The sequence below is a fragment of the Pseudomonas sp. JC1203 genome (assembly GCF_056175065.1).
In genome coordinates, this window is the sequence record NZ_JBWCAM010000028.1 from 1 (window position 1) to 21434 (window position 21434).

A 21434-nucleotide genomic window follows, 5' to 3' on the forward strand; every position below is an offset into this window, starting at 1 on the left:
TCTTCGGAATCGGGAACGGAATACCGCCCTGGGCGTTCTGCGGCATGGGGCCGGCGGCGCCGTCCACCAGCGTGCCGTTGATGGCGTTCTTGTAGGTGGCGTCGTACACCGCTTGCGGCGCGGCGGCGGTGCGGTGCGTGGGGTACACGTCGAGGTGGTAGCTGCCGGGGTATTTCTTCAACATCGCCAGGGTGCCGGCCGAGAGCTTGTCGGCGTACTGGGCGGCGTTCTGCGCGGTGATGGTGAACAGTGGCTTTTCCGTGGCGAAGGGGTCGCCGCGCTTGCCACCGTCTTTGTAGGCCGGGTCGGCCTGGGTCAGGCCGCCGTTCCAGGCCGGGATGCTGTTGTCGGCGTTGCCGGCGCGGGTGGCGCCCAGGGGCGTGAGGGTGGTCTTCAGGGTGTCGGCTTCGCTGGCGGGAACGGCGGCCATCACGCCCTGGGCCAGCAGCAACGACGACGCCAGGGCAGTAAGCAGCAAGGTCATGGGTTTCATCGACTGATCCTCGGTTCAGAAAGTACGGCTGACGCTGAAGGCCACGAAATCCCGGTCCTTTAGCGACTGTTCGAAGGTGTAGTTGTTGTTTTCATCGAGAAAGGTGTTGGCCGGCCCGTAGTAGTGGGTGTAGGTCAGGCCCAGGTTCCAGGTGTTGAGGTAGTTGCCCTTGATACCGATGTTCATGTCACCGCCGCGGTTGCTGCCAAACTGCGTGCCCAGCGCCTCGGAGGCGCCATGGGTGTAGCTGATGCCCACGGGAATGCTCACGTCCATGCCTGGGAAGAACTGCCGGTACATGGGCTCGTACACGGTGCGCACACTCCAGGCGTCGCGGGTGGCGTTGGGGTCCACGGCGTCGGGGTTGCGGGTGACGCTGAGGGTGCGGTTCCACGCCAGCTCGCCGATAAAGCTCGACTCCAGCGCCACGAACGTCGGCCCGAAGCTGGCCAGCCACGACAGGTTGGCGTGCAGGGTGTGGCCGGTGGCGTACAGGGCGTCGTCGGCGTCGTTGGAAATGCTTTCACCGGCCAGCAGCGTGCGCTGGTTGGTGGAGGCCAGCGGCTGGTGCCAGCGGGTGGACAGCTCGCCCGCGATGTTGAACTGGTCGACGGTGGTGGAGAAGCTTGCGCCCAACGCCTCGATGCCTTCGGGGTATACCCAGTAGTACTCGCCGGCCTGGCCGGTGACCGGGTTGAGGTTGGCGAAGTCCGGGCGCACCAGCAGCTGCGGGCTCTTGTCATGGAAGCGGATGGCGTACACGCCATAGTCCACGGTTTCGGTGCGCCACTTGATCTGCACACCGCCCTGCCCGGAGTCCTGGGCGTTCTTGTTGCCGCCGCTGTAGAACGCCAGCGGCTGGCCGCCGGGTATCACTGCGTCGCCTGCGAACAGGCGCTCGTTGCCGCTGCCGATGCTGTCGAAGCTGGAGAAGTAGCTACCGGCCGCTGGCAAGCGGTTGGCCTCCCACTCGAACTGGTAGTAAGCGCCCACCGACACGTCCGGGGTCAGCTGGAACTGCCCGGACACCTGCCGCACCGGCCGAATCAGTTCCTTGAACTGGGTGTTGGGCACCGACAGGCCCTTGACCACGTCGATGGGGGCCATGCCGCCGGCGATGCCGTTCATGCCGTAGAACAGGCTTTCGCCCCACTGCATGGCGTACTGGCCGATACGCCCGGACACCGGCATGTCGCCCCAGTCGGCCTTGCCGTAGATGAAGGCGTCGAGAATCTCGCCCTCGCGGCCGTGCAGCTTACGGGTCTGGTCGGTGAAGTGGTCGTAGTCCACCGAGGTGCTGTTGTTGGTGCCCGGCGAGTTGTTGTCGTTGCTCTTGTTGTAGACATCGTCGTACCAGGCCGCGCCGCTCACCCGGGCGCCGACGTTCTTGTAGCTGATGTCGAACTCGGACAGCAGGTCCAGGCGGTCGGAGATCATGCCGCCGCTGAAGTTGCGGTCGCCGTCGTCACTGTTCACCGCGGCGGCGCCGGTGGTGAGCTTGTCGCTGCGGCCCTCGGTGCGCCAGGCGGCGCTGTACTTCAGGGTGTTGTCCCAGCGGGTGCTGATGTCGGGGTTGCCGCTGTCGAACTGAAAGGCCTGGGCGTTGCCCGCCAGCAGGCCGAACATCATCAGGCTCAAGGCGAACGGCGGGTGCGCGCGGTGCGGCACGGTTAAGTGCAGACGTACCATGGGAAAACCTCATCTGTTGTTCTTGTTATCAGGTTCGCCGCGCCCAGCGTGGGGCGCGGTCGTGTCACAAGGCGGCGGTCAGATCTCTTCGGCGGTCAACGCCAGCATCTTGCGCACCAGCCCCACGCGGTCAAAGCCGTGGTCGTGCTCGATTTCCTTGTCGCCGGCCAGGATCGAGCTTTCGCTGATGAACTTGCAGCGCTCATAACGGCGCTGCATGAATTGCTGCAGCAAGGCGTCGACACCTTGCCCGCCCTGTGCACCCAGCAGCTCGCCCAGCACCACGGCGTCCTCGATGGCCATGCCGGCGCCCTGCCCCAGGTGCGGCGTGGTGGCGTGGGCAGCGTCGCCGATCAGCAGCACGCGGCCGCGGTACCAAGGCTCGCTGACGAACACCACTTCCATGGGCTTGTAGACCACCTGGCTGCTGTCGGTGATTTGCTCGCGCAGCTCACCGATCAGGCCGGTAAAGGCGCCCAGGCGCTTGCGCATCTCGGTGGCCAGGGTGGCGCTGTCCATCCACGGGTTGCCCGGTTCGTAGCTGGTGAGGTACAGGTACATCAGGTCGTCGGCCAGCGGGCACAGGCCGGCGTTACCGTCCGGGCCCAGGTAGTTGGCCAGGTGGTCGATGGCCGGGTCGCGCTTGAAGTTGTGGCGCCATACCGACTGGCCGGTGTGGCGCGGCGTGTAGGTGTCGCCGAACAGCAGGGTGCGCACCTTGGAGAACAGGCCGTCGGCGCCCACCACCAGGTCATAGCGGCCCTGGCTTGCATCGGTGAACGTCACGTCGACCCCTTCGGCGTCCTGCACCAGCGCCTCGACGCTGGTGCCCAGGCGAATGCGCGTGCCCAGCTCCACTGCGGTGGTGCTCAGCACCTGGTGCAGCGCCAGGCGCGAAATACCGACGTTGGCCGGGTACTGCGGGCCGGCCAGGCGCTGCCCGGGAATGCGCGCCAAGGTGTGGCCGCAGGCGTTGTAAAGGGCCACGTCCTCGAACGGGAACGCCGCGCCCAGGTAGCCGTCGAGCACGCCCAGCCGAGCCATCTCGCGCACCACGTTGCACTGCTGGATGATGCCCACGCCGTACACCGTCCACTGCGCCTTCAGTTCCACCAGGTCGACGTCGATGCCCTTGCGGCGCAGGGCGATGGCCGCGCACAGGCCGCCGATGCCACCGCCCACTATCAGGACTTTGCTCACTGCTGTCATGGTTATGCTCCGTCTTGTTCTTGTTGGCGTGCTGTCAGCGTTCGTCGACGCAGGGGTTGCGCTGGGTGCCCAGCTTGGCGATGGTGCCTTCCATCAGGTCACCGGCTTGCAGGAAGCGGTTGTAGTGGGTGCCATTGCCCGAGGGCGAGCCGCTGCAGATCAGGTCGCCGGGCAGCAGTTGCACGCTCTGGGAAATGAATTCGATGATGCGCGCCACGTCGAAAATCATGTCGGCGGTGCTTTCGTCCTGCATTACCTGGCCGTTCAGGCGCAGGGTCAGTTGCAGCTCCTGGGGGTTGCCGACGTAGGCGGCAGGTACCAGGTACGGGCCCATGGGCAGGAAGGTCGGCGCGTTCTTGCTGCTCAGCCAGTCCATGCCCATTTGCGGGATGTCGGGGCGGAACACCTTGGTGCGCTCGGTGAGGTCGTTGACCACCACGTAGCCGGCCACGTGGTCCAGGGCATTTTCGCGGCTGACGCGGCGTGCCGGCTTGCCGATGACCACACCCAGTTCCAGCTCCCAGTCAGGCTTCTTGCTGCCAGCCGGAATGATGATCGGGTCGAACGGCCCGGTAACGCTGGAGGCCACCTTGTTGAACACGAACGGCTTGCCGTCGCGGGCGCGCTTGTTCATCAGTTCCACGGCGTAGGCGCGGCGCTGGGTGTTGTCCATGCCGTCGGTTTCGAACTGCGGGTCGTCGACGATCAGGTCCACCACGTGCTTGTGGTAGTTGGCACCCGAGCAGAAGATCTGCCGCGGCAGGTCCACCGGTGCGTGGTACTGCACCTGGTCAAGCGTGAGGAACTGCAGGCCCTGCGGGTCGGCGGCCAATTGCCGGGCCAGGCGGTCGAGTTGGGCGAAGTTGTGCTCCCAGTGTTCCAGCAGGCCCAGCACGCTGTGGGCGCCGCGCAGTTCGGCCAGGTGCGCCAGGGCAGCCACGGCAATCACTCGGTCGGCGACCACAAGGCCTGCGAAGCGCGGGCTGCCGGCAGCGGAAAAGGTGCCCAGGGCAAACGGTGTTTCGATCGATGGATGAGTCATTATTGTCTCCAAGGTCGTGCAATGAGCTTCGGGGCTGGCCAGGGATTTGACTAATCGCATGTTCGGATGCGATGTATCGCCGATCGCGATACCTGGCCGCCCACGTTTTCAAAATTGTTCAAGCATCAGCCAACCGTCTTCGATGCGGTGCGCCAGGGCCTCCAGATGCAAGCCCCGGCACGGCCCATGCAGGCATTCGCCGCTGTGCGGAGCGAACTGCGCGCCATGCGCATAGCAGATGATTCGCTGGCCATCGGCGGACAGGTAGCGGTCCTTGCGGTACTCCAGCGGCACGTCCAGGTGCGGGCAGCTGTTGCGGTACACCCGCACCACGCCTGCGTGGCGCAGGGCAAATACGGTGTCGCTGCCCGCCCCGTGCGGGTCGAAGCCGCGGGCCTGGCCTTCCAGCAACTGGCCGGCCGGGCACAGGGCAATGGCCATGGCTCAGCCCTGCTTGGCTGGCGGGCCGCCCGGCGCCCATTTCTCGCGGCCGGCAAACAGGAACAGCTGCGAGTTGTCGGCGGACATTGGCGCCTGGCGCGCGGCCCATTCGTCGTCGTGCTTGTCCATGTCGGCGTCGTACTCGATGTGGCAGCCCAGCGGGCTGTTGAAGTACCAGAACCAGTTGGAGCCCAGCAGGTGGCGGCCCGGGCCCCAGAAGCTGGTCCAGCCCTTGGCGGCGAAGCGGGTGCCGGCCAGCAGCACTTCGGTGCCGCTGCCCAGGTGGAAGGTGAAGTGCTCGCAGCCCTTCATGTGCGGCGGGGTCTGGATCATGAACAAACTGTGGTGGTCGTCGGAACCTGCCGGGCGCATGAACGGCCCCACGCCGACGAAACGGTCAGTGGTGCGGAAGCCCAGCCGGTGGTAGAACGCCTCGGCCTTGGCGGAATCGGGCACGAAATACACCACGTGGGACAGGCTGCGCGGCGCGGCGGGCATGTCGGGGCTGATGCCGATCTGGTTCAGCGGCCGCTGCGGCGCGCTGCCAGGGGCGTTGGTGAGGTCGGCGCTGGCGTTGTAGGGGCGCCGCACGCTGAGCTGGAAGGCGATGGCAAAGCCCATGTCGTCGACGCTGTGCAGGGTGCCATCGGCGTCCTTGTGCACCGCGCGGTCGCGGCCCAGTTCGTCTTCGATGGCATCCAGGTCGGCGGCGCTGGCCACCCCGTACACGGTTTCGCGCAGCGACGGCGCCGGGCCGATGGCCGCCGGCAGCGTCGGGTCGTCAAAGCGGCGGATCACCACCGCCGTGCCGTCCAACGCTTCAAAGCGCCCGCCCTGCTCGCTGACGCCTACCGGCACCAGGCCGTAGTCGGTGAGGCAAGCGGTGCAGGCGGGCACGTCGTCGACGCCAAAAACCACGGCATCAAGGCCAAGGATATTCATGCAGACCACTCCATTGAAATTATGATTGGGCCGCGCTCGGCGGCCGGTGGCATGCCCGGCAGCCCGGGATGCGGCACAGAGTGGCGCCGGCCTTGGCAGCTTACTAATCGTGTGTGGGGATGGCATGTATCGGCGTTCGCGATACCTGTGGCCAGGCTTGACGCGCTGATGGTTTGCCGCGAAGGTATCGAGAAAACAACTACAAGAAACCGTGAGCACAAGCCATGCGCTTCAACCACCTGGACTTGAACCTGTTGGTCGCCCTCGACATCCTGCTCGAGGAGCAAAACATCACCCGCGCCGCCGAGCGCCTGCACATGACCCAGTCCGCCACCAGCGGCGTGCTGGGGCGCCTGCGCAGCTATTTCGAAGACGAACTTTTGGTGCAGGTGGGGCGCAAGATGCAACCCACGCCCTATGCCCTGGAACTGATGGAGCCAGTACGTGACGTGCTGCTGAAAATTCGCTCGTCCATCACCAGCAAGCCGGCCTTCGACCCGTCCACCAGCAAACGCCACTTCCGCCTGGTGACCTCCGACTACCTGATCAGCGTGCTGCTGGCCCAGGTGATCGAGAAAATCAGCCAGGAAGCGCCGTTCATCACCTTCGAAATGCTCGGCCCGGGTGACAACTCCAGCGAACTGCTGGTGCGCGGCGAGGTGGACCTGATGATCGTGCCCGAGCGCTACGTGCTCGAAGACCACCCTTCCCAGCTGCTGTTCGAGGAAGAACACGTGTGCGCCGTGTGGAACGGCAACACCCAGGTCGGCGACAGCCTGACCCTGGAGCAGTACATCAACCTGGGCCATGTGTCGGTGGGCTTCGGCCGCACCCGGCACATGAGCATCGAGGAGTGGTTCATGAACCAGTACGGCGTCAGCCGCCGCCTGGAAGTCATCACCAACGACTTCAACACCCTGCCCCAGCTGATCATCGGCACCCAGCGCGTGGCCACCATGCACGGCCGCCTGGCGCGGTTGTACGCCAAACACCTGCCGCTGCGCATCTTGCCCACGCCGGTGAAAATCCCGCTGATGCGCGAGTTCATGCTGTGGCACCGCACCATGGACGGCGACCCGATGCACCGCTGGTTGCGGGAGCAGATTGGCGGGATTATCCAGGGGTTGGAGCAGCCGCTGGCGGCGTGACGCACGCCCCGTAGCAGCGGCCGCCAGGCCGCGTCCGAAAACCCCACGGCAACCCAGGTATTGAACCGCTCAATACCTGGCCATCAACCCAATCTGTTTCCCCACGCCCCCCAGGCTCGCTAGCCTCGCCCCATACTCATAACAACAGCGAGCCGCCCCGATGAGCGCCCTTCACCTGCACTGCAAGACCCTGTTCGACAGCACCAGCCTGGCCCCCCGCACCCAGCAGACGCTGATCGCCAAAGACGGCGTGCTGACCTACGTCGGCCCCACCAGCCAGGCGCCCGCCCCGCAGCCAGGCGATACCCTGGTGGACGCCGGCACGCATTTCGTGATGCCGGGGCTGGTGGACGTGCACACCCACCTTGCGTTCGGCAACGCGCAAAGCGAGGAAGACATCGACCTGTGGACCAGCGACGAATTCCGCGCCCTGCGCGGCATGTTCTTCGCCCAGCACGTGCTGGCCGCCGGCGTCACCAGCATGGTCTGCCCCGGTGACAGCGGCCAGTTGAGCATCTCGGTGCGCAACGCCATCAACGCCGGGTTGTTCGAAGGCCCGCGCGTGGCCGCCAGCAGCCGGGTCATCACCAACCGCCAAAGCCTCAACGACTGGTTCCCCAGCCGCGTCGGCGCGCCGGAGTTCTTCACCGCGCGCCTGGTCACCAGCCGCAGCGAAGCCATCGCCGAAATCCGCACCCAGGCCAAGGACGGCGTCGACCTGATCAAGATCGCCATGGACGGCACCCACCGCCGCCCCGACGGCTCGATCATCGCCGCCTTCACCGCCGATGAAACCAAAGAGATGGTCGACGAGGCCCACCGCCTGGGCTGCAAGGTGGCTACCCACGCCTATGGCCGCGAAGCCGTGCTGTATGCCGCCAAGGCCGGGGTGGACCTGGTGTTCCACGCTTTCTACATGGACGACGACTGCATCGAGGCGCTGCTGCAATCAGGCAGCATCCTGGCGCCGACCATGACCTTCCCGCAGAACACCGTGGACTTCTGCCAGCCCCACGACCCGGCCATCACCACCGGCTACGCCGGCTACTGCGCGCGCACCCTGGAGATGGGCTCGGCGGTGCTCAAGCGCGCCAAGGCGGCGGGCATTCCGTTCGCCTGCGGCAGCGATTCGGGCTTTGCCGTCACGCCATACGGCGAGTGGCATGCACGCGAACTGGAACTGCTGGTCACGCGCCTGGGCTTCACCCCTGCCGAGGCGCTGTTCGCCGCCACCAACGTGGGTTCGCGCTGCATGCCCAAGGGCAACACCCTGGGCACGCTTGAGGTGGGCAAGCAGGCTGACTTCCTGGTGCTGGACGGCTCGCCGCTGGACGACATCCGCCTGCTGCAGGACCGCAGCCGCTTCAAGGCCGTGTACAAGGGTGGCCAGCCGGTGAACCTGTCGCGCAGCCCCTACAACCCCAAGCAGGTCTCGGACTTCAACTCGCTGAAGTGGACCGACCTGTACACCCGTGACCGCGTCGCCCAACTGGGGAAATGGACCGTATGAACTACCTCGACCTGCACACCGCCACCCTGATTGCCAGCCAGGCCATTGCCAGCGGCCGCGAACTGGGCTTGCGCCCCCTCGCCGCTGCCGTGCTGGACGCCGCCGGCCACCCGCTGGCCGTGCTGCGCCACGAACAGGCCAGCTTCCTGCGCCCACAAATCGCCACCGGCAAGGCCCGCGGCTGCCTGGGCATGGGCTTGGGCGGGCGCGAACTGGCGCGCCGCGCCCAGGCCATGCCGGCGTTCTTCGACGCCATCAACAGCCTCACCGGCGGCGAGGTGGTTCCGGTGGCCGGCGGCGTGCTGATACGCAACGCCCACGGCGTGCTGCTGGGTGCCATCGGCATCAGCGGCGACACCTCCGACAACGATGAACGCTGCGCCCTGGCCGCCATCGACAGCGCGGGCCTGTTGGCCGACACCGGCGACGCTCAGGCCTGACCCAGCGCCGCGGCCTGCGCCACCAGCAGGCCGCGGAACCAAGCCAGGGCCGGGTCGTCCTGCTGATAAGGGTGCCACTGCAGCACCTGCAACGCCTGGGGGAACGCCAGCGGCGCTGGCACCACTTTCACGCCATGGGCGCTGGCAAACGGCTCGGCCTGGCGCCGAAACAGCGTGGCCACGCGCTGGCTGCCGGCCACGAACGCGGGTACCAGCGCAAAGCTTTCCACGGTGATGCCCACTTTGCGCTCGATGCCCTGCTCGGCCAGGAACGCCGCGTCCATGCCCAGAGTGCGGCCGTCGGCGAACTCGCGCACCACGTGCTCCGCCTGGCGGTAGGCGGTAAGGCTCAAACCCTGGGCATGCACCGACTGGGCGCAGACAATGCAGCACCACTGGTCCACCAGCAGCGGCGCATGGGGGTAGTCACTGTTGAGCCGGCGCTGGGGCACAATCACGCAGTCGCTGCGGCGGTAGTCCAGCGCCTCGCTGACCACGTCACCGCCGCGCGGCAGCGGCAGGTCGCGCAGGGCCAGGCGCACCTGCGGCGCCACCTGCGCCAGCACTCGGCTGACCGCCGGCATCAGCACCGCCGCCACGTAATCCGAGGCCACCACCGTGAAACGCCGCTGGCAGCTGCCGGGGTCGAACGCGGCAGGCGCTTCGATCACCTCGCGGGTCAGCGCCAGCGCCTCGCGCACCTTGGGCAACAGCGCCCGCGCCCGCGCCGTGGGTTCCAGCCGCCGCCCCACGGCCACCAGCAGCGGGTCGTTGAAGTGTTCGCGCAGCCGGCCCAGGGCCGAACTGGTGGCCGACTGCCCCAGGCTCAGCCGCTCGGCGGCGCGGGTGACGTTGCATTCGCTGAGCAGCGCTTCGAGGGCCACCAGCAGGTTGAGGTCGAGACGTTGGTAGCGCATGGGGCATCCCGGGTTTTAGGCCAGCGGATACCTTAGCGAAGGGGTGTGCTAGCGAACCAATCGAGATGGGCGGAGGCCAGGTATTGCCAAAATCGATACCCCTTTTCGCGTGGGAGCGGGCTCTGCCCGCGAAAAGAACGACGTGATAAGCCAGACACTCTGCGGTGTATTCTTCGCGGGCAGAGCCCGCTCCCACAGTCGGGGTCAGGTCCACACCCGCCACCACGGGGCTTTCTGCGGCCGGCTAAGGGGCAGCACATCGGGCATGTCACGCAACCGAACCCACGGCTCATCCTGCCAATACAACACCTTCACCTGCCCACCTTGCGTGCACATGGCCGTCACCGCCGGCACCGCGCCCGGCGCGCTGCAGCGCAGCGTGGGCACCACCTCCAGCGTGAGCCACTGGCGCAGCGCACAGTTCTCCGGCATCTGGCTGTGCATGATCAAGGTCACCGCGCCGGTCTCGCTCACCAGCAGGCGCTTGCTCCACGCGCCTTCCACCTGCACCCATGACTCGCGGTGCTGGTCTGCGTCCAGGCGGCGGATGCGCCGTTCCACGAAATGCACGCCCATCAGCCGGCCCAGGTCGTGCAGGCACAGCTAGGGTTGGTCTTCGATCATCAGCGCGCGCAGCGGGAGTTGGTGGCGGAAAAAGGTGGTGGCGACGAGTGCATCCATGGCGAAGGCTTCTTGCGGGTGAAGGGCTGCCACGGTTGTTGAGTTTTGGGGTGGCAGCTACGTGCAGGTTGACGAACCGGGCGGAACCGGCAGACCCGAAGGTCTCCCACACGCAGCTGCCATAACACTTATCTCAGGCGAAGGGGCCTGAAACGAGCGGTATGGTGCTGCAGTGTTCCGCGCAGGTCGTCAAACCTGATCCCCGAGGCTTCGGAGACGGTGCGCAGGGTAAGGGTGCACCTGGGAAGTGGCAATCAAAGGAGTGTTAAGGGTTGTGTCGACCCCGGCGTAGCAGCTGCCGAAGACTGCGTCAGCGGTGTAACAGGTGGAACGCGGGGCCCCGGACGCGGCCTCCGGCCGCTGCTACGGGGTTTGCGGTGGACCCAATCGTGCGCCAAGGGTGCATAATGGGCGCCCCGACCCACCGCCCTACACGGACCCCCATGAAGGCACTGCGCCCCAGCCGCTTACCGTTCCTGCGCCCCCTGCTCGACCCGCACCGCCGCTACCTGTACGCCCGCTACATCCACGCCGGCCGCGTGGCGGTGGGCTTGCTGGCGTCCATCTTGCTGACCACAGGGCTCAGCCTGCCCCATGGCGAATGGGCCTCGGTGACGCTGCTGATCGTGATCGGCGGGCTGCAGCACCAGGGCAATATTGGCCGCAAGTCGCTGGAGCGCGCCTACGGCACGCTGATCGGCGCAGCCATCGGCCTGGCGCTGGTGCTGCAGCAAAGCTACCTGCACGAGCAGTGGCTGACGTACGTGGCGATGTCCACGGTGTGCGGGTTCTTCGCCTACCACGCCATCGGCAAGGGCGGCTATATCGCGCTGTTGTCGGCGATTACCGTGTTCATTGTCGCCGGGCATGGCGACAATCCCATCAGCGATGGCCTGTGGCGGCTGGTGGATATTCTGATCGGCATCGTGCTGGCGCTGGCGTTTTCCTTCGCCATCCCGCTGTACGCGGTGTACTCGTGGCGTTTCAGCCTGGCCAAGGGCCTGCGCGGCTGCGCCAAGGCCTACGGGCGCATTCTCAACGGCCATTCGGTGACCGACGACGAGCACGTGAAGCTGGCCGCGCAACTCAACAGCATCATGGTACAGCTGCGCTCGCTGATGCCGTCGGTGTCCAAGGAGGTGCGCATTCCGCTCACCGAGCTTGAGGTAATACAAGGCCAATTCCGCCTGTGCCTCAGCACCCTGGAGCTGCTGTCCAACCTGCGCCCCAAGGACCACAGCGACTGGCACGCCTGGCTGCACCCCGAGCACCGGCAAATCAACCGTCAGCTGATTGCCATGGCCCGCGCCCTGGAAACCGGCGCCACCGACCGCCTCACCCGCAAGGCCGAGCGCGGCGCCGAGATCGAGCACGCCGTGGTGCCGGCCAGCCAGGACGCCCAGGGCTTCCGCCTGCTGACCCTGCAACTGGCCACCAACCTTGAAGCCATGCGCCAGCGCCTGGACAAGACGTCCAAGCGCTGGAACCTGTAGTCAGGCCTGCTGCGCCACTTGGGCGGGCGCGCGGAAGTGGTTGTAACCCACCAGCAACAGCCCCGCCAGCGCCAGCACGCCACCCGCCGGGGCTACCCATTGGTAGCCCAGGCCCAGGGCCAACACGCCGCCACCCAAGGCAGCCCCCAGGCCATTGCCGAGGTTGAACGCGCCAATGTTGACCGACGACGCCAGCCCTGGCGCGTCGTGGGCGGACTGCATCACCCGCGCCTGCACCAGCGGCACCAGCCCGAAGGCCGACGCGCCCCATACCACCATCACCAGCACCGCACTCACCTGCCCTTGCAGCAGCGCGGGCATGCCCAGCATCAGTGCCGCCATCACCAGCAGAACGCCGATCAGCGTGCCTTCCAGCGAACGGTGAGCGAGCTTGCCGGCGATATAATTGCCCGCGGTGAAACCGATCCCAATCATGACCAGCAACAGGGTCACGAAGGTCGGTGTGGCGTGGATCAGGTCCTGCATCACCGCGGCGATGTAGGTGTACAGGGTGAACATCGCGCCGGCACCCAGCACCGTGGTCAGCAAGGCCCGCAGCACGTCGCCGCGCACCAGTACCTGCAGCTCGCGGCGCACGTCAGGCTTCTGGCCGCTCTCACCGCGTGGCAGCCACAGCGCCAGGCCCAGCATGGACAGCGCGCCCAGCCCTGCGGTAGCGGCGAACGCCATGCGCCAGCCGATGTTCTGCCCCAGCCAGGTGGCCGCCGGTACCCCGCCGATGTTGGCGATGGTCAGGCCGAGGAACATGGTGGCCACGGCGCTGGCGCGCTTCTCGGCCGGCACCAGGCTGGCCGCCACCACCGAACCGATGCCGAAGAACGCCCCGTGCGCCAGGCTTGTGACCACCCGCGACAGCACCAGCAGGTCGTAGCCCGGCGCCACCGCCGAGAGCAGGTTGCCGACGGTGAAAATCGCCATCAGCAGCAACAGCGCGGCCTTGCGCCGGTACGGTGCCAGCAGCAGGGTCATCAGCGGTGCCCCCACCATCACGCCAATGGCGTAGGCGCTGATCAGCAACCCGGCGGTGGGAATGGACACGTGCACGCCATCGGCGATCACCGGCAGCAGGCCCATGGGCGCAAACTCTGTGGTGCCGATGGCGAAGGCCGCCAGGGCCAGGGCGAACAGGATCAACTTCATGGGTGGACCTCCAGGTCACAGGGGCGAAAACATACTCGCCAGTAGCATTTGATCAAAAAGGCTACTCTTGAGTAACATTACTCACAAGTAAAATTTCCCTGCCGGAACCGCCATGTCCACCCCTACCCTCACCAAGGGCGAACAGACCCACGCCCGCCTGCGCAGTGCCGCCGCCGCCGAGTTCGCCCGGCGTGGCTTTCACGAAACCAAGGTCAGCGACATCGTCAAGGCCAGCGGCCTGACCCAGCCCACCTTCTATAGTTATTTCGACAGCAAGGAAGCCGCCTACGAAGAACTGGTCGGCGAGTTCCGCCGCCGCCTGGAAGCGCTGATCAGCACCATGCTGATCAAGACCGCCCTGCACCCCGCCGAGCTGCTGGACAGCGTGGCCACCAGTTTCCTGCGCTTCTTCGACTTCCTGGCCCAGGACCCCGACCTGACCCAGATCGGCTTCTTCCAGCCGCCCGGCTGCACCCTCACCAAGGCCGGCATGGCCAGCTGGATCGGCAGCAACATCGCCAAGGAACAGCAGATAGGCCTGTTCCGCACCGATATTCCGGCGGACATGATCGGCAAGTGTTTTGTCGGCATGGTCGACCAGATGGCGCGCGAGACGGTGGACGCCGATACGCGCCGCGCCAATGCGCGGTATTGCGCGGGGTTGTTGTGCGAGGGGTTGTGGGTGAAGGGGTTGTGGGTGAAGGGGTGACGCCTATCCTTCAGGCCATGGCACGGTGCAACAAATGTAGCACCGGCCGCAGGCCGGGTCGCGCCGCGCGGGCGGCGCTCGATCCCACGAGCGCCAAACCTCTCCAGACATGCGCTCGCGAGCCCCGACGCTATCTCGCGCCGAACCCATCGAATTCACCCCACAATCCCCGTAGCCGCTGCCGCAAGGCTGCGCTGGCCCGGGTGTGCGCAGAAGATCCTCGGTGTGGATGCGAGGTGCACAGCCGGGGATGGTGGGGTGGCTTGCCGGTGGATGTCGGGAGTCTTTCGGCGCGTCCGAAATCGAGCGCCGCCCGCGCGGCGCGACCCGGCCTATGGGCCGGTGCTACATTTGTTGCACCGTGCCATGGCCTGACGGATTCGCGTCGCCTGCTCAGCGGCACGGCAACAAGATGCTGTATATCCATACAGATTTTGCTTGCCTGACGCGCAGGGTTTCCCCATCCTATGCAACTCGACCGCCACTGAAGACAGCCACGGCCATGCGCCTCTACCTCTGCGAAAAACCCTCCCAGGCCAAGGATATCGCCAAGGTGCTCGGCGCCAACCGGCGCGGGGACGGTTGCTGGGTGGGGACCGACGTGACGGTGACCTGGTGCATCGGCCACCTGCTGGAAACCGCGCCGCCCGACGCCTACGACGAGCGCTACAAGCGCTGGGTGCTGGCCGACCTGCCCATCGTGCCGGAAAAGTGGAAGATGCTGGTCAAGCCCAAGACCGCCAGCCAGTTCAAGGCGGTCAAGCGCCTGCTGGGCGAGGCACGCGAGCTGGTCATTGCCACCGACGCCGACCGCGAGGGCGAGATGATCGCCCGCGAGCTGCTGGAGCACTGCCGCTACCGGGGCCCGGTGCAGCGCCTGTGGCTGTCGGCGCTGGACGACGCCTCCATCCGCAAGGCCCTGGCAGCGTTGAAGCCGGGCGCCGAAACCTTCAGCCTGTACCACTCGGCCCTGGGCCGTTCGCGTGCCGACTGGCTGATTGGCATGAACATGAGCCGCCTGTTCACCTTGCTCGGCCGCCAGTCCGGCTACCAGGGCGTGCTGCCCGTGGGCCGGGTGCAAACCCCCACCCTGCGGCTGGTGGTGGACCGTGACCGCAGCATTGCCGCGTTCGTGCCGGCGCCGTTCTGGGCCATCGACGTGCAGCTCGACCCGCGCGGCCTGCCCTTCACCGCCCAGTGGTGCCCACCAGAAGACGCCTGCGACGACCAGGGCCGCTGCCTGCAGCAACCCCTGGCACAGGCCGCCGCCACGGCGCTGCGCAGCGGTGCCCCGGCGCGGCTGGTCAAACTGCGTACCGAACGCATGCGCGAAGTGGCGCCCCTGCCCTTCGACCTGGGCACGCTGCAGGAGGTGTGTTCGAAAAAGCTGGGCCTGGGTGCCCAGGAAACCCTGGACATCGCCCAGGCGCTGTATGAACAGTACAAGGTCATCACCTACCCACGCAGCGACTGCGGCTACCTGCCCAACAGCCAGCACGGCGAGGCGCCGGGCATCATCGCCGCCCTGGGCCGCGCGGACCCGGCGCTGGCCGAACTCATGAAGCACATCGACCCCAGCCGCCGCTCGCGGGCCTGGAACGACGCCAAGGTCAGCGCCCACCACGGCATCATCCCCACCGCCGCCGGCACCGACCTCGGCCGCCTGGCCGGCAAGCAGCGCGCGGTGTACACGCTGATTCGCGCGCGCTACCTGGCGCAGTTCCTGCCCAACCACGAGTTCGACCGCACCCAGGCCGACTTCGACTGCGCCGGCCAGCGCCTGCGCGCGGTGGGCAAGCGCATCGTCGAGCCGGGCTGGCGCCGCGCCCTGCCCGAAGCGCTTGCGCCCAGCAAGGGCCGCGAGGCACCGGCGCCCCAGGCCCTGCCGGCGCTGCGCGAAGGCGCCGACTACGAAGTGGGCGACGTGACACTGAAAGACCTGTGGACCCAGCCGCCCAAGCCGTTCACCGAAGGCGACCTGATCAAGGCCATGAAGAACGTCGCCAAGCTGGTGGAAGACCCGCGCCTGAAGCAGAAGCTCAAGGACACCACCGGCATAGGCACCGAAGCCACCCGCGCCGGCATCATCCAGGGCCTGATCGACCGCGGCTACCTGAACAAGAACGGCAAGGCGCTGAACGCCACGCCCGCTGCCTTCAGCCTGATCGACGCCGTGCCCCGGGCCATCGCCGACCCGGGCACCACGGCCATCTGGGAGCAGGCACTGGACATGGTGCAAAGCGGCGAGATGAGCCTGGAGGAGTTCGTGGCCAAGCAGTCGGCCTGGATGAGCCGCCAGGTTGAGCGCTGCGCCGGGTTGAGCCTGACCATCAGCGGCCCGGCCAGCCCACCCGGGCGCGGTGCGCCGTGGAAGAAAAAACGCAAGGGCGCGCCGCGTAAACCGGCCGCCAAGGGCGCTGCACCGCGTACGCGCAAACCCAAGGCCGCAGCCACCTGAAACGACGTAAAACTGCTATTGTCGGGGGCCTTCGACTCTTGGAAAGGATACCCCCTGATGCTCGCTTTTCTAGCGCTGTCGGTAGTCATCGGCGCCGGCGCCACCGCCCTGCTGGACCTGTGGAACCTGCTGTTGAACAAAACCCTGGGGCTGCCGATTCCTGCGTGGCACTTTGTTGGCCGCTGGTTCGCCGGCTTGCCGCGCGGCCACTTCGTGCACCGGCAAGGCATCGCGAAATCAACGCCGGTGCCCAATGAGCTGGCCATCGGCTGGGCCATGCACTACGTCACCGGCATGGTCTTCGCCGCCGCCCTGTTACTGATCTGGGGCGTGCAGTGGGCGGCGCAACCTACGTTCGCCCCGGCGCTGGTCGTCGGCCTGGTCACCGTGGGCGCCGGCTGGTTCATCCTGCAACCGGGCATGGGCGTGGGCATCGCCTGCTCCGGCGCGCCGAAACCGGCGCTGGCGCGTTTGCTGAACGTGGTGGGCCATGTAGTGTTCGCCATCGGTCTGTATGGCACGGCGCTGTTGGTGTAATCCTTGTAACGTTTGCAGGCCCGTCGCGGACGCCGCCTGGCGGCAGTTGCTACATCCTGTGGGAGCGACCCGTGGCCGCGAAGGCCTCACCGCGCAGGGCCTGAAATACTGCGGCGTCTGCTTCGCGGGCACGGCCCGCTCCTACAGGTGCCCAACAGACAGTTACTGCTACGTCGGCTCCTTGCGCGACATCGACCGGGGTTTAGCGCTTAAAGCCACCAGCGCAGGGCAAAGAAAAACGCCATGCTGACGATCATGCTCAGCAAGGTGTTGCGGGTGAACAGCACCAGCGCCACCGCTACCACCGAGCTGATCAGGTACGGGTTGTCCAGCTGCAGGTTCAGCTGTTTGTCCGGCATGAATACAATGGGCCCGCAAATGGCGGTGAGCATGCCCGGCACCGCAAAGCCCAGGAACTGCCGGGCGTTGCTGCTCAGGCGCACCGGCAGGCGCGGCTCCAGGAACACGTAGCGGTTGAGAAACACCAACACACCCATGCCGATGATGACGACCCAGATCATGAACGGCTCCCCCACAGTTTGTTGCAGACAAAGCCGGCGCTCATGCCCGCCAGCCCCGACAGCACCAGCGCCGAGCCCCAATGCCAGTAGCTGAACAGCACCGAGCAGAACAGCGAGACGGCCACGCACACCAGCGTCGGCACGTTGCGCACCACTGGCGTGATCAGCGCAATGAAGGTGGCGGCAATGGAAAAGTCCAGGCCCAGATGCTCGATGCCCGGAATGCTGCTGCCCAGCACGATGCCAGCCAGGGTGAACAGGTTCCACGCCACGTAGAACGTCAGGCCCACGCCCAGGGCGTACCAGCGGCTGAAGGTCTGCTGGTCGTAGCGGCTGGTCAGGGCGAACAGCTCGTCAGTGAGCAGGAAACCCAGGCCTGCGCGCCAGCGCCCCGGCAGGCCGGCGATCATCGGGCGCATGCTCATGCCGTATAGCAGGTGCTGGGAAGTCAGCAGCAAGGTGGTCAGCAGGATCGACACCACCCCGGCGCCGCCCTTGAGCATGCCGATGGCCACCAATTGCGCGGCGCCAGCGAAGACGATGCTCGACAGGCCCTGGCCTTGCCAGGGAGTGAGGTTGGCCTCGATGGCCATGGAACCGGCCAGCAGCCCCCAGGGCGCGGTGGCCAGGGACAGCGGCATGATGGCAGCGGCGCCGCGCAGGAACGCCTGGCGCGGCAAAAGGGTATTGGGCATGTTCTTATTGAAAGTGGCAGGAAACGGACAGCGACTGTGCCAGAGGGCGGCGGGGTTGTCTTGAACGATATTGCGCACTTGCACTTGAACATGCCACCACCGGCTCAGAACGTGGACTGCACCTGCAACCCGGCAACCACGGCGTTCTGCACTTCACGCACACCGCCCGGGTGCACGATGTACTGCAGGTTGGGCCGCACGTTCAGCCAAGGGGTCACCTGCACGCCGTAGTTCAGTTCCACGTCGTATTCGGTGTGCTGCTCGGGCACGTAGTCGGCGTCTTCATAGGCCAGCCCGCTGGCCTGGTTGGCGGCCTTGGCGTTTTTCAGGTACTGGTTGCTGGCGTGCAGCCGGGCCACGCCCAGGCCCAGGGTGTCGGTGGGCCGCGCGGCAAACGGGCCTTTGTACACCAGCGCAAGTTTCTGGTAGCTGTCCACCGCCGTGGTCGCCGCGTCAAAGGCGCTGATGTTGCCATACAGCACCAGCCCACGGGCGGCGTCGCCATCGGCGGTGGTCAGTTGCTGCTTGCCGGTAAGCCACCAGCCATGCTGGCTGTCGTCCCGGCGGTAGTCGTTGCCGGTCAGCGCCGCAGGTTGGTCGTTGGCGTCCTTGTACAGGTCGTCGGCCTTGGCGGTGCTGTAGTAGTAACCTACGTGGTATTCGCCCGGCAGTTGCCCCAGGGTGGGCGTCCACACCACTTCCACCGGGATCATCGCGCCGGTGGTGCCGGCGCCGTTGAGTTTGAAGCCGTTGCCGTTGTCGCCGTAGGAGTCGTTGACGTCGAACACGCCCACTTGGGCGTAGACCTGGTCGTTCAGCCTGTATTTGACCCGCGCCGCCCAGGTGCTGACCGGGCCCTGGGTGATGCTGTCGACGTAGTTGCCCGGCTGCGAACCGCAGAATGCCAGGTTCTCGAACAGGCAATCTTCCACGGCGAAGTCGTCGCCGAAGGCGAAGCGGCCCGCCTTGATGTTCAGGGCGTTGTCGAGGAAGCCCTTGCTGAACCACAGTTCGGCCAGGCGGGTGGTGCTGCCGTTGCCGGAAATTTCCTGGGCCGCCGACAGGCTGCCGGCGCGCGGGTCGCTGATGCGGTCGTCGTTGATGCTGCTGCCGTTGGTATTGGACAGCTGCACCATGAACTGCGCGTCTTGCCAGCCCAGCAGTTTCTGCAGGTCGATGGCCGCGCCCAGGGTGAACTGGTCGGCGTAACGGGTGGCATGGCTCTTGTTATAGCCGCCATGCAGGTTGCTGGCTGCCTCGCCCAGGTAGGCCATCTGAATGTCGACGCCCTTGTTGAGCAGGTCGGTGCGGGTGCCGCCCCAGTCGCCGGTCATCCATTGCGAATCGGCGCCGAAGGCAGCGTCGGCGTGGGCGCCCAGGCTCCAGGTACAGGCGGCGGCCAAGGTGAACAGCAGAGTTGAAGGGCGGGCAAGCAGGTGCGTTTTAAATCGAGGCATGCTGAAAATCCGTTCAAGATGACGTGTCGTTGGTGCACGTTGCAAATGCGAATCTAACTCACCCATACACTTCAAGTACGGAAACTAAACTAACTTTCATCGAGTAATAAGGCATTGAATTGCAACAACTAACAGACATCAAAAAGATGTAAACGAGCCGTGAATAAACCAATAAAAAAATGAAAGATGCGTGGTGACCGCGGACGCGGCCTGCGGCCGCTGCTACGGGTGTGGCGTGTGCAATTGCTGTAGCCGTCCCGGCGTGCACTGAACATTCTCAGCGTGGAGAAGGGCCAGCGCAGCCTGCGGCAGCGGCTACGAATCCGCGTAGCAGCTGCCGCCAGGCTGCGTCCGGCCTCTACGCGGTGCGCCCGCCAATGCGCGGCGGCTGCGGACGCGGCCTACGGCGGATGGCCGCCCCGCCGCTGCTACGAGGCCCCGTGTACCTCGTCGAACGCGATGCAGGCGACGCGGTTTCAGGACAGTTGCTGCTACGAGGCCGCGCCCGGGGGTCAGAACACCGAGATGGGGTAATCCAGCACCAGCCGGAACTCGTTGGCGTCGCCGTCCGGGTCGCCCGCCGTGGCGCTGTGCCAGGCTTGGCGCACACGGATGGACAGGTCCCGCGCCGGCCCGGACTGAATCACGTACCTGGCCTCGATGTTGGTTTCATGGTGGCGCTCGTCGGCACCGTACATGCCGTAGTAGGCACTGGACGGCGACAGGTGCGTGCCGTCAATGTCGTAGCCGTACACATAGCGGGTCATGAAGGTCAGCCCCGGCACGCCATAGGCCGCCATGTTCAGGTCGTATTGCACTTTCCAGGACTTTTCCCCCGGGCCGTTGAAGTCGGAATATTGCACCGAGTTGGCGATGAAACAGGAGTCGCCAGGCTTGTTGTCGTCGCCCGTGCCCACGTAGTCGAACGGCGTGTCGCCGTTGATTTTCTGGAAACTCAGGGTCAGGGTGTGGGCCGCCAGGAAGGTGTAGCCGGCCGACAGCGAGAAAGTGTTGTTGTCGATAGTGCCAGCCCGCGCCGCGCCCTGGTCGGTGGTGCGGTAGTAATTGAAGTCCACCACGAGTGATTGTGAGTCGGACAACGCCTGGGTGTAGTTGAGGTTGGCGTAGTACTGGTCCCAAATGTCCTGCAACCTGGCGCCGTACAGGCCCAGGCTCCACGGCGTGTCGGCCAGCGCATAACGGCCGCCGGCGAAGTCCATGGCGTCGGAGGGCCGGTTGGCGTAGGCGGCCCAGAGGCTGCCGTTGCGGTTGGTCTGGTCCTGGCTGGTGGCCGAGTAGAAGTGCCCAGCCTCGAGGTCCAGGTTGGTGATTTCGCTGCTCATCAGCTGGATGCCACTGGCGGTGACGGGCGTCAGGCGGCTGCCGCCCACGGCGAACACCGGGCTGGTGCTGGGCTGCATGTCGCCGATTTTCAGCAGGGTTTTCGACACCCGCACCTTCAGCGCCGCGCCGGCCTTGCCGTAGCTGTCATCAGGGTGGCCGTCGGCGCCTTCAGTCAGGTTGCCCGAGGTGTACCCCGGCACCGCGTATTTATCCGGCGCCCATAGCTTCAGGCCCAGGTAGCCGAAGGCGTCCACCCCTACCCCCACCGTGCCCTGGGTGAACCCCGAGGTGAACACCCCTTGCAGTCCCTGGGTCCAGTCGCGGGCATCGGGGGCGCCGTTCTGGTTGTCACGGTTCCAGTAGTAGTTGCGCAGCAGCAGGTTCAGCGACGCATCCTCGACAAAACCCTTGGCCTGCGCCTGGTCGCTGACAAACGCTGCGCCCATCACCGCGGGGGTGTTTACCAGGCCCATGCCCACGGCCACCATCGTCCACTTGAATAAAGCCATCGCCCACACCTCTGCCTGGCCTGCGGCGCGCCGCAGGC

At 66.2% G+C, this 21434-nt stretch carries 20 protein-coding genes; 7 read left to right on the forward strand and 13 right to left on the reverse strand.

Features of this window, described 5'->3' with window-relative positions; all coding sequences use genetic code 11:
* From AC0SZ7_RS29320 to AC0SZ7_RS29345, 6 genes are all read right to left on the reverse strand, one after another.
* A partial coding sequence (locus AC0SZ7_RS29320) for a DUF1329 domain-containing protein (protein WP_475507698.1) occupies positions 1-484 on the reverse strand: 484 nt, incomplete at its 3' end.
* Between the two features lie 24 nt (positions 485-508).
* Positions 509-2182, reverse strand: a complete 1674-nt coding sequence (locus AC0SZ7_RS29325; protein ID WP_475507479.1) for a DUF1302 domain-containing protein — start codon at positions 2180-2182, stop codon at positions 509-511.
* A 78-nt stretch (positions 2183-2260) separates the two neighbouring features.
* Complete coding sequence (locus tag AC0SZ7_RS29330) at positions 2261-3391, reverse strand: FAD-dependent oxidoreductase (RefSeq protein WP_475507480.1); 1131 nt, start codon at positions 3389-3391, stop codon at positions 2261-2263.
* A 34-nt stretch (positions 3392-3425) separates the two neighbouring features.
* Positions 3426-4433, reverse strand: coding sequence for a fumarylacetoacetate hydrolase family protein (locus AC0SZ7_RS29335; RefSeq protein ID WP_475507481.1), 1008 nt, complete (start codon positions 4431-4433; stop codon positions 3426-3428).
* Positions 4434-4541: 108 nt separating this feature from the next.
* On the reverse strand, positions 4542-4874 hold the full coding sequence (locus tag AC0SZ7_RS29340; protein WP_475507482.1) for a Rieske (2Fe-2S) protein: 333 nt from the start codon (positions 4872-4874) through the stop codon (positions 4542-4544).
* 3 nt (positions 4875-4877) lie between these two features.
* The gene (locus AC0SZ7_RS29345) at positions 4878-5816 is read right to left on the reverse strand and encodes a VOC family protein (RefSeq protein ID WP_475507483.1); all 939 of its coding nucleotides are present in this window, start codon (positions 5814-5816) and stop codon (positions 4878-4880) included.
* A gap of 224 nt (positions 5817-6040) precedes the next feature.
* Here AC0SZ7_RS29345 and AC0SZ7_RS29350 point away from each other — a divergent pair, with 224 nt between their 5' ends.
* From AC0SZ7_RS29350 to AC0SZ7_RS29360, 3 genes are all read left to right on the forward strand, one after another.
* Complete coding sequence (locus AC0SZ7_RS29350; protein WP_473002340.1) at positions 6041-6964, forward strand: LysR substrate-binding domain-containing protein; 924 nt, start codon at positions 6041-6043, stop codon at positions 6962-6964.
* 160 nt (positions 6965-7124) lie between these two features.
* On the forward strand, positions 7125-8474 hold the full coding sequence (locus AC0SZ7_RS29355) for a metal-dependent hydrolase family protein (protein ID WP_475507484.1): 1350 nt from the start codon (positions 7125-7127) through the stop codon (positions 8472-8474).
* Positions 8471-8914, forward strand: coding sequence for a GlcG/HbpS family heme-binding protein (locus tag AC0SZ7_RS29360; RefSeq protein ID WP_475507485.1), 444 nt, complete (start codon positions 8471-8473; stop codon positions 8912-8914). Before AC0SZ7_RS29355 ends, AC0SZ7_RS29360 begins: the two co-directional genes overlap by 4 nt.
* On the opposite strand, the gene AC0SZ7_RS29365 is transcribed toward AC0SZ7_RS29360, so the two are convergent.
* Entirely contained in the window at positions 8905-9831 is a 927-nt protein-coding gene (locus AC0SZ7_RS29365; protein WP_475507486.1) for a LysR family transcriptional regulator, read from the reverse strand. The genes AC0SZ7_RS29360 and AC0SZ7_RS29365 overlap by 10 nt on opposite strands.
* Before the next feature lie 204 nt (positions 9832-10035).
* Positions 10036-10407 (reverse strand): BRO-N domain-containing protein, encoded by a 372-nt coding sequence (locus AC0SZ7_RS29370; RefSeq protein WP_475507487.1) that lies wholly within the window; start codon positions 10405-10407, stop codon positions 10036-10038.
* 548 nt (positions 10408-10955) lie between these two features.
* On the opposite strand from AC0SZ7_RS29370, the gene AC0SZ7_RS29375 reads away from it, so the two are divergent.
* On the forward strand, positions 10956-12005 hold the full coding sequence (locus tag AC0SZ7_RS29375) for an FUSC family protein (RefSeq protein WP_475507488.1): 1050 nt from the start codon (positions 10956-10958) through the stop codon (positions 12003-12005).
* Here AC0SZ7_RS29375 and AC0SZ7_RS29380 read toward each other — a convergent pair whose 3' ends face one another.
* Positions 12006-13166 carry an MFS transporter gene (locus AC0SZ7_RS29380; protein ID WP_475507489.1) on the reverse strand — a complete coding sequence of 387 codons (1161 nt, stop codon included), beginning with the start codon at positions 13164-13166 and terminating at the stop codon, positions 12006-12008.
* 112 nt (positions 13167-13278) lie between these two features.
* Between AC0SZ7_RS29380 and AC0SZ7_RS29385 the strand changes: the two genes are divergently transcribed.
* The 3 genes from AC0SZ7_RS29385 (at position 13279) to AC0SZ7_RS29395 (ending at position 16870) form a co-directional block, all read left to right on the forward strand.
* The gene (locus tag AC0SZ7_RS29385; RefSeq protein WP_475507490.1) at positions 13279-13875 is read left to right on the forward strand and encodes a TetR/AcrR family transcriptional regulator; all 597 of its coding nucleotides are present in this window, start codon (positions 13279-13281) and stop codon (positions 13873-13875) included.
* Between the two features lie 502 nt (positions 13876-14377).
* Positions 14378-16333 (forward strand): DNA topoisomerase III, encoded by a 1956-nt coding sequence (locus AC0SZ7_RS29390; RefSeq protein WP_475507491.1) that lies wholly within the window; start codon positions 14378-14380, stop codon positions 16331-16333.
* A gap of 57 nt (positions 16334-16390) precedes the next feature.
* Entirely contained in the window at positions 16391-16870 is a 480-nt protein-coding gene (locus tag AC0SZ7_RS29395; protein WP_475507492.1) for a DUF2938 family protein, read from the forward strand.
* Between the two features lie 209 nt (positions 16871-17079).
* Here AC0SZ7_RS29395 and AC0SZ7_RS29400 read toward each other — a convergent pair whose 3' ends face one another.
* The 4 genes from AC0SZ7_RS29400 to AC0SZ7_RS29415 form a co-directional block, all read right to left on the reverse strand.
* Positions 17080-17391, reverse strand: coding sequence for an AzlD domain-containing protein (locus AC0SZ7_RS29400; RefSeq protein ID WP_475507493.1), 312 nt, complete (start codon positions 17389-17391; stop codon positions 17080-17082).
* On the reverse strand, positions 17388-18086 hold the full coding sequence (locus AC0SZ7_RS29405; RefSeq protein ID WP_475507494.1) for an AzlC family ABC transporter permease: 699 nt from the start codon (positions 18084-18086) through the stop codon (positions 17388-17390). Before AC0SZ7_RS29405 ends, AC0SZ7_RS29400 begins: the two co-directional genes overlap by 4 nt.
* A gap of 104 nt (positions 18087-18190) precedes the next feature.
* Positions 18191-19543, reverse strand: a complete 1353-nt coding sequence (locus tag AC0SZ7_RS29410; protein ID WP_475507495.1) for a carbohydrate porin — start codon at positions 19541-19543, stop codon at positions 18191-18193.
* A 512-nt stretch (positions 19544-20055) separates the two neighbouring features.
* Positions 20056-21396 carry an OprD family porin gene (locus AC0SZ7_RS29415; RefSeq protein WP_475507496.1) on the reverse strand — a complete coding sequence of 447 codons (1341 nt, stop codon included), beginning with the start codon at positions 21394-21396 and terminating at the stop codon, positions 20056-20058.
* Positions 21397-21434 lie beyond the last annotated feature (38 nt).

What these genes read in the sequence shown, in the direction of transcription:
- AC0SZ7_RS29325 (WP_475507479.1), bottom strand. Translation starts at nt 2,182, where the DNA reads ATGGTACGTCTGCACTTAACCGTGCCGCACCGCGCGCACCCGCCGTTC.
- AC0SZ7_RS29330 (WP_475507480.1), bottom strand. Translation starts at nt 3,391, where the DNA reads ATGACAGCAGTGAGCAAAGTCCTGATAGTGGGCGGTGGCATCGGCGGC.
- AC0SZ7_RS29335 (WP_475507481.1), bottom strand. Translation starts at nt 4,433, where the DNA reads ATGACTCATCCATCGATCGAAACACCGTTTGCCCTGGGCACCTTTTCC.
- AC0SZ7_RS29340 (WP_475507482.1), bottom strand. Translation starts at nt 4,874, where the DNA reads ATGGCCATTGCCCTGTGCCCGGCCGGCCAGTTGCTGGAAGGCCAGGCC.
- AC0SZ7_RS29345 (WP_475507483.1), bottom strand. Translation starts at nt 5,816, where the DNA reads ATGAATATCCTTGGCCTTGATGCCGTGGTTTTTGGCGTCGACGACGTG.
- AC0SZ7_RS29350 (WP_473002340.1), top strand. Translation starts at nt 6,041, where the DNA reads ATGCGCTTCAACCACCTGGACTTGAACCTGTTGGTCGCCCTCGACATC.
- AC0SZ7_RS29355 (WP_475507484.1), top strand. Translation starts at nt 7,125, where the DNA reads ATGAGCGCCCTTCACCTGCACTGCAAGACCCTGTTCGACAGCACCAGC.
- AC0SZ7_RS29360 (WP_475507485.1), top strand. Translation starts at nt 8,471, where the DNA reads ATGAACTACCTCGACCTGCACACCGCCACCCTGATTGCCAGCCAGGCC.
- AC0SZ7_RS29365 (WP_475507486.1), bottom strand. Translation starts at nt 9,831, where the DNA reads ATGCGCTACCAACGTCTCGACCTCAACCTGCTGGTGGCCCTCGAAGCG.
- AC0SZ7_RS29370 (WP_475507487.1), bottom strand. Translation starts at nt 10,407, where the DNA reads ATGGGCGTGCATTTCGTGGAACGGCGCATCCGCCGCCTGGACGCAGAC.
- AC0SZ7_RS29375 (WP_475507488.1), top strand. Translation starts at nt 10,956, where the DNA reads ATGAAGGCACTGCGCCCCAGCCGCTTACCGTTCCTGCGCCCCCTGCTC.
- AC0SZ7_RS29380 (WP_475507489.1), bottom strand. Translation starts at nt 13,166, where the DNA reads ATGAAGTTGATCCTGTTCGCCCTGGCCCTGGCGGCCTTCGCCATCGGC.
- AC0SZ7_RS29385 (WP_475507490.1), top strand. Translation starts at nt 13,279, where the DNA reads ATGTCCACCCCTACCCTCACCAAGGGCGAACAGACCCACGCCCGCCTG.
- AC0SZ7_RS29390 (WP_475507491.1), top strand. Translation starts at nt 14,378, where the DNA reads ATGCGCCTCTACCTCTGCGAAAAACCCTCCCAGGCCAAGGATATCGCC.
- AC0SZ7_RS29395 (WP_475507492.1), top strand. Translation starts at nt 16,391, where the DNA reads ATGCTCGCTTTTCTAGCGCTGTCGGTAGTCATCGGCGCCGGCGCCACC.
- AC0SZ7_RS29400 (WP_475507493.1), bottom strand. Translation starts at nt 17,391, where the DNA reads ATGATCTGGGTCGTCATCATCGGCATGGGTGTGTTGGTGTTTCTCAAC.
- AC0SZ7_RS29405 (WP_475507494.1), bottom strand. Translation starts at nt 18,086, where the DNA reads ATGCCCAATACCCTTTTGCCGCGCCAGGCGTTCCTGCGCGGCGCCGCT.
- AC0SZ7_RS29410 (WP_475507495.1), bottom strand. Translation starts at nt 19,543, where the DNA reads ATGCCTCGATTTAAAACGCACCTGCTTGCCCGCCCTTCAACTCTGCTG.
- AC0SZ7_RS29415 (WP_475507496.1), bottom strand. Translation starts at nt 21,396, where the DNA reads ATGGCTTTATTCAAGTGGACGATGGTGGCCGTGGGCATGGGCCTGGTA.